The sequence below is a fragment of the Pseudomonas sp. OE 28.3 genome (genome assembly GCF_014268205.2).
Taxonomy (GTDB): domain Bacteria; phylum Pseudomonadota; class Gammaproteobacteria; order Pseudomonadales; family Pseudomonadaceae; genus Aquipseudomonas; species Aquipseudomonas edaphica.
The window spans coordinates 2,481,478-2,494,355 of sequence record NZ_CP077082.1 but is presented as its reverse complement, the minus strand read 5'-3'; the positions used below and the strand labels follow the sequence as shown (position 1 = coordinate 2,494,355).

11 protein-coding genes are annotated in these 12,878 nt (G+C 59.8%); 4 read left to right on the top strand and 7 right to left on the bottom strand.

What is annotated here, in order from left to right; genetic code table 11:
* Positions 1–114: 114 nt before the first annotated feature.
* Together HU759_RS11395 and HU759_RS11390 are read right to left on the bottom strand one after the other, a co-directional pair.
* Positions 115–753 (bottom strand): TetR family transcriptional regulator C-terminal domain-containing protein, encoded by a 639-nt coding sequence (locus HU759_RS11395; RefSeq protein ID WP_058420659.1) that lies wholly within the window; start codon positions 751–753, stop codon positions 115–117.
* 41 nt (positions 754–794) lie between these two features.
* Positions 795–1,553, bottom strand: coding sequence for a class II aldolase/adducin family protein (locus HU759_RS11390; protein WP_099547674.1), 759 nt, complete (start codon positions 1,551–1,553; stop codon positions 795–797).
* A gap of 132 nt (positions 1,554–1,685) precedes the next feature.
* Here HU759_RS11390 and HU759_RS11385 point away from each other — a divergent pair, with 132 nt between their 5' ends.
* The 3 genes from HU759_RS11385 (at position 1,686) to HU759_RS11375 (ending at position 5,345) form a co-directional block, all read left to right on the top strand.
* Entirely contained in the window at positions 1,686–3,641 is a 1,956-nt protein-coding gene (locus HU759_RS11385) for an FAD-dependent oxidoreductase (RefSeq protein WP_186617369.1), read from the top strand.
* The gene (locus HU759_RS11380) at positions 3,629–4,207 is read left to right on the top strand and encodes a cupin domain-containing protein (protein WP_017139004.1); all 579 of its coding nucleotides are present in this window, start codon (positions 3,629–3,631) and stop codon (positions 4,205–4,207) included. Before HU759_RS11385 ends, HU759_RS11380 begins: the two co-directional genes overlap by 13 nt.
* Before the next feature lie 310 nt (positions 4,208–4,517).
* The gene (locus HU759_RS11375; protein WP_170038737.1) at positions 4,518–5,345 is read left to right on the top strand and encodes a hypothetical protein; all 828 of its coding nucleotides are present in this window, start codon (positions 4,518–4,520) and stop codon (positions 5,343–5,345) included.
* A 9-nt stretch (positions 5,346–5,354) separates the two neighbouring features.
* Here HU759_RS11375 and HU759_RS11370 read toward each other — a convergent pair whose 3' ends face one another.
* Positions 5,355–5,750 carry a carboxymuconolactone decarboxylase family protein gene (locus tag HU759_RS11370; RefSeq protein ID WP_058420656.1) on the bottom strand — a complete coding sequence of 132 codons (396 nt, stop codon included), beginning with the start codon at positions 5,748–5,750 and terminating at the stop codon, positions 5,355–5,357.
* 275 nt (positions 5,751–6,025) lie between these two features.
* Between HU759_RS11370 and dkgB the strand changes: the two genes are divergently transcribed.
* Entirely contained in the window at positions 6,026–6,844 is an 819-nt protein-coding gene (gene dkgB / locus HU759_RS11365; RefSeq protein WP_186617368.1) for a 2,5-didehydrogluconate reductase DkgB, read from the top strand.
* Here dkgB and HU759_RS11360 read toward each other — a convergent pair.
* The 4 genes from HU759_RS11360 to HU759_RS11345 all read right to left on the bottom strand — a co-directional run bounded on the left by HU759_RS11360 (position 6,841) and on the right by HU759_RS11345 (position 12,654).
* On the bottom strand, positions 6,841–7,263 hold the full coding sequence (locus HU759_RS11360) for a hypothetical protein (RefSeq protein WP_017138999.1): 423 nt from the start codon (positions 7,261–7,263) through the stop codon (positions 6,841–6,843). The genes dkgB and HU759_RS11360 overlap by 4 nt on opposite strands.
* 134 nt (positions 7,264–7,397) lie before the next feature.
* A complete protein-coding gene (locus tag HU759_RS11355) occupies positions 7,398–11,024 on the bottom strand; it encodes a transporter substrate-binding domain-containing protein (protein ID WP_099547669.1) in 3,627 nt (1,208 codons plus the stop codon).
* Between the two features lie 6 nt (positions 11,025–11,030).
* The gene (locus HU759_RS11350) at positions 11,031–11,675 is read right to left on the bottom strand and encodes a response regulator transcription factor (protein WP_026013841.1); all 645 of its coding nucleotides are present in this window, start codon (positions 11,673–11,675) and stop codon (positions 11,031–11,033) included.
* Positions 11,676–11,937: 262 nt separating this feature from the next.
* Positions 11,938–12,654: an MgtC/SapB family protein gene (locus HU759_RS11345; protein WP_017138996.1), complete on the bottom strand. Its 717-nt coding sequence runs from the start codon at positions 12,652–12,654 to the stop codon at positions 11,938–11,940.
* Positions 12,655–12,878: the final 224 nt, after the last annotated feature.

The following is a 12,878-nucleotide window of genomic DNA, read 5'->3' as shown; positions in this document are numbered from 1 at the left end:
CGACATGGCGAGATACTAAACGAGTGTTCAGTAAGGAGGCAATCGGCAAACTGCAAATATTTTCAGGGCGAAAAAAAACGCCCGAATAGAGCGTTCAGGCGCTGAAGGGAAGGTTCAGGCTTTGAGCTGGTAGCGCGCGCGACCGCCGCCTTGCAGGCCGTCCACCCAGGCTTCGCAGATCTGGATGCCCTGCTGCGGCGTGAACGTGCCGGGGTTGAGCCCCGACTCCAGCCACAAGCCATCGAGCAACGCGCTCAAGCCGATGGCGGCCAAATCAGCGTCGAATTGCTCCCAGCCTTCCTCCCTGGCCATGTCCGCCAACGCCGAACGCATGATGGTGCGGTACTCGCCATAGGAATGCTCGTGGGCCTGGTTGATCGCCGGCGCGGTCTTGACCGCGCCCCAGAACACCAGCCAGGCGTCCAGCAACTGTGGGTCGAGCAGTTCAGCTGAAAAGGAGCCACGGAACAGCGCCGATAAACGCTCACGCGGCTGCGGCGGCGCCTTGGCCATGGTCTCGCGCAACAGGCTCATGACTTGGGCGGTGATGGTGCGATAGGCCTCGGCCACCAACTCATCCTTGCCCGAATAGTGATGGCTGATCAGCCCTACCGACACCCCGGCCTCAGCGCTGATCTTGCGGATCGAAGCGCCCTGGAAGCCATCGCGCTTGAGGCACGTCAGCGTCGCCTGAACCAGGTTGGCCTTGCGCAATTGCGGCTCCATGCGGGAGAAACGCGATTCCTGAGTCATGGGGCGGTGTCCTTCGGTTGAGTCGGCTGCACGACTCTACCTCAGTCGCGGTAACCGGGCGACACCCGATCCAGCATCCGCAGCAACGCCGCCCATGCCAGCTGCATGGCATTCACATCGGTCAGCTCGCCCTCCTCCAGCGCTCGGTTGGGGTTATTGAATTGCTGCTCGGTGTAAGCGCAAACCTCAGCCGGCGGCAGGATCAGCTTGCCGCAGGCCTGCGCGGCGATCTGGATATCGCAGGCCTTGTCCAGGTAATACATGCGCAGAAACGCCTCACCAACCGTCTCGCCCACCGTCAACAAACCATGGTTGCGCAGCATCAGCACCGGCTTGTCGCCAAGGTCCTGCACCAGCCGGCGTTGCTCGTGCATGTCCAGGGCGACGCCTTCATAGTCGTGGTAGGCAACCTTGCCGTAGAACTCCATCGAGATCTGATTGACCGGCAACAAACCGCACTCCAGCGCCGCCACCGCACAGCCGGCACGGGTGTGGGTATGCAGCACGCACTGGGCGTCTTCGCGAGCGCCATGAATGGCGCTGTGAATGACAAAACCAGCCGGGTTTACGGCATAAGCAGAAGGTTCGACCGCCTGCCCGTCCAGGCCGATCTTGACCAGGTTGGAGGCGGTGATTTCATCGAACATCAGCCCATAAGGATTGATCAGAAAGTGATGTTCCGGCCCGGGAATACGCACCGAAATATGCGTGAAGATCAGGTCGCTCATGCGGTAGTGCGCGATCAATCGATAGCAGGCCGCGAGCTCTTCGCGCAGTTGCTGCTCGGTGGAGTGAGTCATTTTTATTCTCCAGGCACGGGGTTGGTAAAGGCGACGCTAAGCCAGCCGTCAGTAAAAAAACAAGTTGATTTTTTACTGGCGCTCGCCTCTTACTAGAAAAATAACAATAACAGCGCCTGGAGTATCCGCACCATGTCGCACGCTGCCTTCCCGCATCTGTTCGAACCCTTGGTACTGCGCGGCAAACGTCTGAAGAACCGCATCATGTCCAGCGGGCATGACACCTCGATGCCGACGGATAACCGGGTCAATGCGCAATTGATCGCCTATCACCGTGCGCGCGCCGAAGGCGGTGTGGGGCTGATTGTGCTGCAGGTGGCGGGCGTGCATGACAGTGCGCGGTACACCTCCCATGTGCTGATGGCCACCGACGACGAATGCATCGACGGCTATCGCGAGTTGGCCGATATTTGCCACGCTCAGGGCACTGTGGTGCTGTCGCAAATATTCCACCCGGGCCGCGAGATCATGGAGTCGGCAGACGGGTTGCTGGCGGTGGCGTACTCGGCGTCGGGAGTGCCTAATGAGCGGTTTCGGGTGATGCCACGGGCGCTCGACCAGGCGATGATCGATGAGATCGTCAGCGGTTACGCAGCGGCGGCCAGGCGCTTGCATCAGGCGGGAATTGATGGCGTGGAAGTGGTCGCCAGCCACGGCTACCTGCCCGCGCAGTTTCTCAACCCACGGGTTAACCGGCGCACCGATGACTACAACGGCGTGCTTGAACAGCGCCTGAGATTCCTGCGGGAAATTATTGCCGCAGTGCGGGCCGCGACCGACGCGCAGTTCATCATCGGCCTGCGCATTTCTGCCGATGAGCACGACAGCGAAGGCCTTACCGAAAGCGAATCCCTGGAGGCCGTGCAACACCTGCAAACGCAGCTGGATTATGTGCATATCGTCGCCGGCACCTCGGCGTCCACGGGCGGCGCAGTGCATATCGTGCCGCCCATGGCCATCGCCGCCGCGTACCTGGCCGATGCGGCCGCGACGTTCAAAGCCAGCCTGTCGATACCCCTGTTTGTCACCGGGCGGATTAACCAGCCGCAGGAGGCCGAGCTGATCCTGGCGCGCGGCCAGGCCGATGTGTGCGGCATGACCCGCGCACTGATCTGCGACCCGCTGATGCCGGCCAAAACCCTCGACGGCCGCGCCGAGGATGTGCGTGCGTGCATCGCCTGCAATCAGGCCTGTATCGGGCACTTTCACAAGGGCTTGCCAATCTCCTGCATCCAGCACCCCGAGACGGGGCGCGAGCTGCACTTCGGTAACCTGCAACCGACGTTGAAACGCCGCCGCATCATGGTGGTCGGCGGTGGCCCGGCCGGCATGAAAGCAGCCGCTGTGGCCGCGCAACGCGGCCACGACGTGACCTTGTTTGAAGCCAGCGGGCAATTGGGCGGGCAAGTGCTGTTGGCGCAGTTGCTGCCACGGCGCAGCGAATTCGGCGGCGCCAGTACCAACCTGCAACGAGAGATGACGCTGGCAGGCGTGCGTGTGCTGCGCAATACCCGCGTCGACCGCGCCCTGGTGGAACAACAGCGACCTGATCACGTGATCATCGCCACCGGCGCCGAACCCTATTGGCCGGCATTCGAGCGAGGCGGCGAGCTGCAAGTAGTCGATGCCTGGCAGGTGTTGCGCAATCAGGTCACCTTGGGGCGCTCGGTGGTGGTGGTCGACTGGCGCTGCGACTGGATCGGCCCCGGCATCGCCGAGCGTCTGGTGCGCGCCGGCCATCAGGTGCAACTGGCGGTCAATGGCACGCACTGCGGGGAAAACCTGCCGCTCTATGTGCGCGATCAACTGGCGGGCGAGCTGCACCGCCTGGGCATCCCCATCATCCCTTATGCCCGCCTCTACGGCTGCGACGACAGCACGGTTTACTTGCAACACAGCGCCAGCGGCGAACCGATGCTGTTGGAGAACGTCGACAGCCTGGTGTTGTGCCAGGGCCATCAGCCAGTGGACACTCTGGGCACGGCGCTTGCCGGGCTGGTGCCGTTTGAACGCATCGGCGACTGCCTGGCGCCGCGCACCGCCGAAGAGGCGATCTACGAAGGACTCAAGGTAGCGTGGAAACTCTGAACGACGAACCGCAGCCACTGTTTCTCGGTACGCGCATTCGCGGCCTGCGCAAGGCACGCGGCCTGACGCTGACCGAACTGGCGCAACTGAGTGAACTGACCGCCGGCTATCTCAGCCAGTTGGAGCGCAACCTGGCGTACCCATCGATCCCGGCGCTGTTCAATATCGCCCGCAGCCTGGGCGTGACTATCCAGTGGTTTTTTGCCAGCGAGGCCGCCCCTGCCCCAGCGGATGAAGGCTATGTGGTACGTAAAAACAATCGTCAAAGCATCCGTTATGAAGATGGCATCGTCGACCAACTGCTGACGCCATTGCCCAACCACCAACTGGAGATCCTGCACTCATGCTTCCCACCCGGCACCTACAGCCAGCAAAGCTACAGCCATGAAGGCGAAGAAGCGGGCTATGTGTTGAGCGGCACCTTTGAGCTGTGGGTCGGTGAGCGGCATTTTCTGTTGGCTGAAGGCGACAGTTTCAGCTTTGCCAGCAGCGAGCCGCACCGGTATGGCAACCCGGGCAAGGTGGATACAGTGGTGATCTGGGTGATTACACCCCCGACATTTTAGGCCGCTGTAGCAAATGCAGACGTTTCCTACGGGAACTGGCGACAGTGGCGCGGCTTGCCATCAGTGGTGAGGCACCCAGTCGCTTGCTATAAAAATGGCTACTTCTTTTCGAGGTTGTCGCCATGTCTTTATTGCATTTGTTGTTTGGGAAACCGACTCAGGACGATTGGGATCGAGTAAGGGATGTCAAATCCCGTAAAACCTGGAAGGTCGTACGTGGAGGCATCGGCCTGGACATCGATGAGGTTATCGCGTCAGAGGGTTACAAGGACGCTCTGCGCCAAGTGCAAAAAATGGAGTCAGACGACTCATGGGCCTGCTGATCATTGTGCCGTTACTGGTCAGTGGCTATCTGGTCTGCCTCAGGCACCCGTTTTTCTACTTGCGATTGCACCGATTCCAGGGACAGTTGCTTTACCTGCAGGTAGCAAGGCTCGGAATGCTCTGCCTAATCGTTGCCACGTTTTTGAGTGCTGCCCTGCTGACGTTATCAAAACAAGCAGCCTTTATCGCCGGGCATGAAGTTGCGGCGGACTACAGCCAAAAACTGGGTACGCTATTGGTACAACTCGACATTGCCAATGAGAAAAACTGCACGCTATGGGTTTTCATGTTGCAGGCGGGTATGACCACTCTGGCGATTCCTTTTTTCTGGGCAAGGCTATATGTACGCGCGAAGAAGAAAATGCTGAAGCTGGAAACCGACACGCAGCTCTACCATGTGCTTTCGCTGGGTGTTCTTGAGGGCACGCCATTCAAGCTTTTATTGAGAGAGTCCATCGTCAAGTGTGTGCCGTGCATGTTCAGTTTGAGCAACAGGAAGGTCTATGTCGGGATTGTAGTATTCGCAGGCACCCCCACGGAGTCCGAAGGCATTGGTCAGGGGTTCAGCCTGGTGCCCATACTCAGCGGGTACCGGGACAAGGACACATTGGAGGTCACGCTCCACACTTACCACGCCCCTATAAACCGCCCCAGGCCGATCCTGCTGGTTCAGGAAAACGTCGTGTCGGCCACTCGCTTTGACTTCACCACATGGACCCGTTCCCAGTCCCGCAGAAGCCGAAAGGCGCAGCAGGGGCAGTTCTATCACCACCGCCCTGCGCGCCCGGCAGAAGCCTCGCGCATCTGCGCATGAAGCTGGGTATCACGGCCACTTGAACATATCGTCCACTGGTACACGGTAGCCGGTCGCCAGGCGGTTGGTCTCGTTGGCCATGCCGACCACGGCCTGCAACTCGCCAAACATCTCGTCGGTCATGCCGGCCTTGCGTGCGGCGGCGGTGTGGGAGGCGATGCAATACGGGCAATTGTTGGTCACGCTGACCGCCACATACAGCAACTCCTTGGTCAGCGGGTCGAGAGCTCCTGGTGCCATGATTTCCTTGAGGCTTTCCCAGGTGCGGCGCAACGTCGGCGGGTGGGCGGCCAGGCATTTCCAGAAGTTGTTCACCTGGTCGACCTTGCGTGTTTGCATGATGTCGTCGTAAACCGCACGCACTTCAGGGCTGGCGTCGGCGTATTCGGTGAGGTGTTGGGTCATGGTCTTTCCAAGGCTGGCATAAAGCATTCTGGAATACCGCGCCACACCCATGGCTGGCAAGTGAAGCCGGTAAGCATCGGGTGACAAAGTTGACCAGCGGTCATGCGAACCCGTGCTGTTGTGAATCAGCGTGCTGGGCACAGCCTGCTCACCCTGACAAGGCCGCGGGTATTCGTGACTTGTGGTTAAGAGTCCTTTTCGCAATGGGCGGTTTTTCCGAGTGAACGACGGGCGGATACTCGACTCCATTGTTCACACCCCTTCTGGAGTTACTGATGTCTACCCCAACCCCAAACGTCCCCGCCTTCGGCCTCGGCACCTTCCGCCTGCAAGGCCAGGTGGTGATCGACTCGGTGAGCACCGGCCTGGAACTGGGCTACCGCGTCATCGACACTGCGCAGATCTACGAGAACGAAGCCGATGTCGGCCAAGCCATTGCCGACAGCGGCGTAGCGCGTGATGAGCTGTTTATCACCAGCAAGATCTGGATCGCCAATTTCGCCGAAGGCCAGTTGATTGCGAGCCTGCGCGAAAGCCTGCGCAAACTCAAAACCGATTATCTCGACCTGACGCTGATCCACTGGCCATCGCCGGAAGACCAGGTGCCGGTCGCCGAATTCATGGGCCAGTTGCTGGAAGCCAAGCGCTTGGGACTGACACGCCAGATCGGCATTTCCAACTTCACCATTGACTTGATGAAGCAGGCAATCGCTGCGGTGGGTGCCGAGAACATCGCCACCAACCAGATCGAGTTGCACCCCTACCTGCAAAACCAGAAGGTTGTGGATTTTGCCACCGCCCAGGGTATCCAGATCACCTCGTACATGACCCTGGCCTATGGCGAAGTGCTCAAAGACCCGGTGATCCAGCAGATCGCCGAGCGCCATCAAGCCACACCGGCGCAGGTCACGCTGGCCTGGGCCATGCAATTGGGTTACGCGGTGATCCCGTCGTCGACCAAACGCGTCAACCTGCAAAGCAATCTCGAGGCCCTGCACCTGACCTTGAGCGCTGCCGACATGGCGCAGATTGCAACCCTGGAGCGTGGCCACCGTTTAACCAGCCCCAAAGGCATTGCGCCGAAGTGGGACTAAACCCCGGCCAGCGGTTTGCGCGATAATTCCCGCAGCCATGGCAACACCCGCAGGCCCGCCGTGGCTGCGGGTGGGTCGATGATGTCCATGAAGTGTTCGAGGTTGACGCTGTCCGGCACACCCGGCAACCGCACCAGCACCGCAGGCTGAGTATCAGCCGGTTCGCCCAGTTCCTGATGGTCATAGAGCAGCACATGCCGCACCTGAGGCTGCGGCCCGCAAGCCTGCAGCGCCAGCCCCGCATTAATGATCAATACGTCGAAGGGCTCGGCAGGGATCGCGGTGAGTATCTGGACTTCCTGGTAGGTTTGCACCGGCACAATGCGGTGGTAACCCAACTGATTGAGCATTTTTTCTATGTACAGTCGTTGCAGGTGTTGTTCATCGGCAATCAGGATGGTCAGTGCTTTGTTCGGCATGGCGAACCCCTGGGCTGGCAGCGCTCGTCAGTGAGCGTGCCCCATTCTCCAGACATATACCGAAGACAAAATCAGGCATGTTCCCCCTTCATGTAGGAGTTCTCCCAAATTCACCGAATGCCCCTCAACTGCAGTCAGGCCTGCTTGCAATAGTCACCCATGCGCTGGTGCAAATCAGCAATTGCCGTGTCAATTGTTGCAACAGCCGCGCCTAATGTGCTGCGCTCCTGTCGCTCACACACCGCCTCCAGCATTTCGCAACTGGCTATCAATGGCTCGGCCTTGACCATTCGCGCCCCACCTTTGACGCGGTGTGCGAGGTCATGCAGCCCACTAAAACTATGCTGACGCGCCAGCAACGCCAGCATCGCGCGGTCTGCCTCCAAACTGTCGAGCAAGGCGCTCAAAAGCTCATTGAGCGCGGCGTGATCGTCTCCCGTGACGACCTTCAAAGCCTTTAAATCAAACCCTGGACCAGCGTCGGGTGACTCAGGGCCGAGCGCATAGACGCTCAGCGCAGAGCGCAAGTCCTCAAGCCCGGCAGGCTTGAACAGGCAACCATCCATGCCCGCCTGCCGGCAGCGCTCGGTTTCTTCCGGCTGGGCATTGGCGGTAAACCCCAGCAGCAGGCAGGCGGGCAAGCCATGCTCACGCTCTTGCGCACGGATTTCACGCGCCAAGGCATAGCCATCCTTGAGGGGCATGTTGCAATCGGTGATTACCACATCCGGCCGCTGGGTTTGCCAGCGTTCCAAGCCCTGGACGCCATCTTCGGCGGTGCTGATGCGATGCCCCAGAAAGCTCAGCTGCCGGGCCAGCAGCAGGCGATTGGCCGGGTAGTCATCCACCACCAGAATGTCCAAAACACGCACGGGACGGGTAGGTTCCGGCGTAGCCGAAACCTCGGCCGCTATTGCTGCTGTGGTGGCCAACGTGAGTGCTACGTCCACCCGTGTCCCCTGCCCCAGCGTACTGCTCAACTGCAGTTTCCCCGCCATCATTTCGCATAGCGTGCGGCTGATCACCAACCCCAGGCCCGAGCCGCTGCGCGCCGACTGCTCGGTATTGCTGCCCTGGATAAACGGGTTGAACAGCCGCTGCTGGTCCTCGGCACTGATGCCTATGCCGGTGTCTTCTACCCACAAGGTGAGGTTCAATTGGCCGGGGTCCGATGCCAACCCACAGCGGCCGCCCAAGCGCACCCGGCCGTGGTCGGTAAACTTGATGGCATTGCTCAGCAGGTTGGACACCACCTGCTTGAATCGCAACGGGTCGATCAACACCGCGCAATCCATCTGCGGATCAAGCTCTACTTGCAGCGCCAGGCCTTTCGCGCGCGCCAACCCTTCGAATACCCGCGCCACCGACTTCAATAGCTCATGCAGGTTGGCCGGTTCAAGGGACAAAGACAAATGGCCGGACTCAATTCGGGCAATATCCAAAATGTCGCCGATCAGGTCCAGCATGCCGTGGGAGGCCACCGAAGCGACTTCCAGGGCGTCACGGTCGGCGCGCCCTTGTTCAGCGTTGGCCAGCGCCAGCTCGATCATGCCGATCACCGCGTTCATGGGGGTGCGAATTTCGTGGCTCATGGTCGCCAGGAACGTGGTCTTGGCACGGTTGGCGGCGTCAGCGTCCTCCTTGGCTTCCTGCAACTGGCCCAGCAGACGCTGGCGCTCGCTCACATCGACCCAACCGGCAATCATGCCCACGACATTTTCGTCGCCATCACGGTACGGCAGCATCCAGTGGTAAATGGTCAACACCTTGCCCGCAGGCAACCTGAGCACCCGATCATGAATCTGCGGTTCGCCCCGCTCCATCAACCGCAGATAGTCCTCATGGAATGACTGGGCCTGCGGCGGGTTGCCGGTGTCGGTCTCGATCACCGTCTTGCCGATCACCGCTTCAAGCTTGAAGCCAAACACGTCCAGGTAGGCACTGTTGCAGGCCATCAGCCGCCCCTGGCGATCACGCACGTAGATCGGGTGGGGCGTACCGTCGATCAGCACGCCCATAAAGCGCATCTGGTCACTTAACGCGCGTTCGGCCTGAGCACGCTTGCGTATCAGGCTGCGCAGGTAAATCGCCCATCCCAGGGTGATCAGCAGCAATACCGCTGCCAGGCCGAATCCTTGGATAATCGTGCGGCGATGGCGTAGCCAATGGTCTTCGATGATGACATCGGTGCGCCATTGGCTGATCAGTTCATCCATTTCCTGAGGCGGGATGCTCAGCAACGCCTTGTCCAGTATCGAGTACAGCTCCAACTGCCCCCGGTTGACCCCGAACGTCATACGCACAGGTTCAGAGCCGACGGTGCTGGTCACGTGCAAGCGATCGCGGTACTCAAAGGCGATCAGGTAACGCGCATAGATCAGTGAACTGACGGCACCCTCGGCGCTGCCATTGGCCACCAGAGCCATGGCATCCGTAGGATTTTTCGCCTCCACAAACTGGATACCGGGATAGTCGCGATTGATGACGTCACGCAGCGCATTGCCGCTGGGTATTACCAGGCGTTTACCCAGCATATTTTCCAGTGTCATGGTGCCAGGCGTGTCGGTACGGGTGACCAGCACCAGTGGATTGGTCAAGTAGGGCCGCGTAAAACGCACCTGGTCAGAGCCTTCGAGGCTGGGCGTGACCACCGCCATCATGTCCGCCCGGCCGGAACGGACCGCCTCTATTTGCTGAGGCATTGAGCCGCCCGGGACCACATCGAACTTCAAGCCGGTGCGCAAGCTGATCCGGGATAGAACGTCTGCACTCAAGCCCTCTGATTGCCCTTGTGCCGTGAAGGATGCCAACGGCAACATCTGGTCGGACGCTACCACCCTCACCCGTGGGTGTTTTTCCAGCCAGCGTTGCTCGCTGGTGCTTAAGCGCAGGCGCTCGGTCCCCAGAACACCAAGATTGCCAGCACTCCAACGGCGCAAAATATCCAGCTGCTGGTTAGCCGGAATCGACCTCAGCGCGCTGTTGATGATGCGCAGCAAGCGAATATTGTCCCGGGCCAGCGCGAACGCAAAGGCGTTGGACTCCAAAGTGGAAAAGTCCGCCAGCTGTACATTGTTGAGGTGGTTGCGGTTGATCTGGTAGTGGGCGGTGATGGCGTCTCCGAGGTAGACATCGGCACGGCCAAAAGCCACGGCGCCGATGGCTTCGAAGACCGACGCAAACAGTTCCACATGGGCCTTGGGGTAAAACGCCTCGACCACATCGGGCGGCATATAGTGATAAAGCATCGCCACACGCTTGCCGGCCAGGTCGACACTCAGGGACTGGGTGTCTCCGGTACGGGTGACCAGGATGGGCTGATCATTGGCATAGGAGCGCGAAAGGACGAGTTGCGGGTCCCCCGCTTCAAACCCGTTGGCCGACCCCAAGAAATCGATAGAGCCCTGCTTGAGCGCCTCAATCACTTCATCACGGGTGTCATAGCGGCGCACTTCAACGCTGACGTTGAGCGCCTGGGCAAGCAACTTGGCATAGTCGGCGGTGACGCCTTCCAGTTCATCGTTATTGTTGGTCAGTTCGAAAGGCCCGTAATCGGGCGCGGAAACCCCCATCCACAGCGTGCGGCGCTCACGCAGCCAGTGCCAGTCAGCGTCCCCCAGCACCACGGGCGGGCCATTCTCGTCGAGGCTGGAATGCCCCAGCAACCGCAAGGTGTGGGGCTCATCAAGGGCCGCAGCGAGCAACGGCAGCAGGCTCATCAACACCAGCATGATCAACCGTCGGACCTGGGCAAGGATCATGTCGATTCAGATCAGATGATTACGCTGGGCAAACTTGGCCATGTGCACCACAGACGTCATCCGCAGCTTCTCCTTGAGCCGGGTCTTGTAGGTGCTGATGGTCTTGTGGCTCAGCAGCATATCTGCAGCAATTTTGTTGTTGGTAAAACCCAACGCCAACATCCTCAGCACTGCCAGCTCGCGGTCTGAAAGCGAGTGCACCAGCTCGTGCTCGGTGGTCTGCAAATCATCACGACGCACCGAACTGCTCGGCAGACTGGGGAAGCAGTTGTAGTTGGACATCACCGCCTTAATGGCTTTTTGCAGCTCCTCCAGCTCTCCGGTCTTGGCGACAAACCCCATGGCGCCTGCACGCATGCACCGCGTGGAAAAAAACTCCGGCAGATACGACGTCAGTACCAGAATTTTGCACGGCACACCCAGCGCCTTGACCCGGCTGATCACCTCCAGCCCACCCAGTTTTGGAATGGCCAGATCGAGAATAATCAAGACTGGACGCTTCTCTCTAACCTTCTGAAGCGCGTCCGCCCCCGTACCGGCTTCCTCGATGTCAGTGAAGCCTTCGCACTTGAGCAAATGCTTGACGGTTGCCCGTATAAACGGATGATCGTCCACAACTAACACGGTCCCACTACTTAGCGCTTTGCTCATATCACTACCCTGAAAAGAATAAGTACCCTTACACATCACACGGGACACCACTACCTGTGAGAAATGACAGTTTCGACCAGCGGTACTGCCGTCACTCAGGTGGTCCGCTTCTATCGAAGTCACATCGAGCACGTATAGCCAAACCGTGACCACCGGCTAGCTGCAAGTGCGCAACCTTAACAACGAAATGACGTATTGACCGAAGGGGCAATCCCAATCAGATGTAGGATTTTTCTTCGCAAAAGTAGCCGTTGAGCGCGTGTCAGTCAGTGGTACTCGGGCTCCAGAACGCTTGCACCACCAGTGTCGAGGTGGAAATTCGCGCCACCAGCGCGTCCAGTTCGTCGCCGTCTACCGAGGTCGCGGCCAGGGTGGCCTCGATCTCCACTTCTTCGCTGCCGAACGGCCGCACATCGACGTCGCTGGCCGGGTAGTTGCACCGCGCCAGTTCGGCCTCCAGCAGCACCATCACTGCCTGCTGCTGGCTGCGCTGGGCGATGACATAGAGGATGTTGGTGACCTCCGCCGACACCACGTCCAAAGGCTGACGGTTGATGTTATTGACGATTGGCCGCAGCAAGGTGTTGGCCGCCAGCACAAATAGCGTGCCCAACAGTGCTTCGAGGATCAGGTCAGCCCCCGCACACGCCCCCACCGCTGCCGAAGCCCACAACGTCGCAGCAGTGTTGAGCCCACGCACGTTGCCTTCCTCACGCATGATCACGCCAGCGCCCAAAAAGCCGATGCCCGAGACCACGTACGCAACCACCCGCACCGCGCCTTCCGCGCCACCCAGGCGGTTGGCCATGTCGACGAAGATCGCCGCGCCCACTGCCACCAGCACATTAGTGCGCAAGCCCGCCGTGCGCTGGCGGTACTGGCGTTCGAAACCGATCAAGCCACCGAGGATAAACGCCGCGGTAAGGCTGACCACGGTATCGACCAACGAGTTGAGGTTGATGTTGTTGATTGCCTGCATAAAAATTCTCCATGACTGCTGCGCATGCCAGAAACCTTAGTGCAGGTACGACCGACTGCACCGTCCCCGTTTAAAGGCACAGTCAGCTTGGCCCGCCCGCCGTAAAAGGCAGGCGCGTCCGTAGCATCCCAAGTGATTTGAGGTGCTGGTCAGCGTCGATGAGAGGGATGCAGGCAGGTGCCAGGACTGGCCGCTGCCGGAATGCCGCTTCTCGCTTTTTGAGG

Excerpts from the sequence above, each read along its gene's own strand:
- HU759_RS11385 (WP_186617369.1), top strand. The coding sequence starts at position 1,686 with ATGTCGCACGCTGCCTTCCCGCATCTGTTCGAACCCTTGGTACTGCGC.
- HU759_RS11375 (WP_170038737.1), top strand. The coding sequence starts at position 4,518 with ATGGGCCTGCTGATCATTGTGCCGTTACTGGTCAGTGGCTATCTGGTC.
- dkgB (WP_186617368.1), top strand. The coding sequence starts at position 6,026 with ATGTCTACCCCAACCCCAAACGTCCCCGCCTTCGGCCTCGGCACCTTC.
- HU759_RS11390 (WP_099547674.1), bottom strand. The coding sequence starts at position 1,553 with ATGACTCACTCCACCGAGCAGCAACTGCGCGAAGAGCTCGCGGCCTGC.
- HU759_RS11370 (WP_058420656.1), bottom strand. The coding sequence starts at position 5,750 with ATGACCCAACACCTCACCGAATACGCCGACGCCAGCCCTGAAGTGCGT.
- HU759_RS11395 (WP_058420659.1), bottom strand. The coding sequence starts at position 753 with ATGACTCAGGAATCGCGTTTCTCCCGCATGGAGCCGCAATTGCGCAAG.
- HU759_RS11360 (WP_017138999.1), bottom strand. The coding sequence starts at position 7,263 with ATGCCGAACAAAGCACTGACCATCCTGATTGCCGATGAACAACACCTG.
- HU759_RS11345 (WP_017138996.1), bottom strand. The coding sequence starts at position 12,654 with ATGCAGGCAATCAACAACATCAACCTCAACTCGTTGGTCGATACCGTG.
- HU759_RS11355 (WP_099547669.1), bottom strand. The coding sequence starts at position 11,024 with ATGATCCTTGCCCAGGTCCGACGGTTGATCATGCTGGTGTTGATGAGC.
- HU759_RS11350 (WP_026013841.1), bottom strand. The coding sequence starts at position 11,675 with ATGAGCAAAGCGCTAAGTAGTGGGACCGTGTTAGTTGTGGACGATCAT.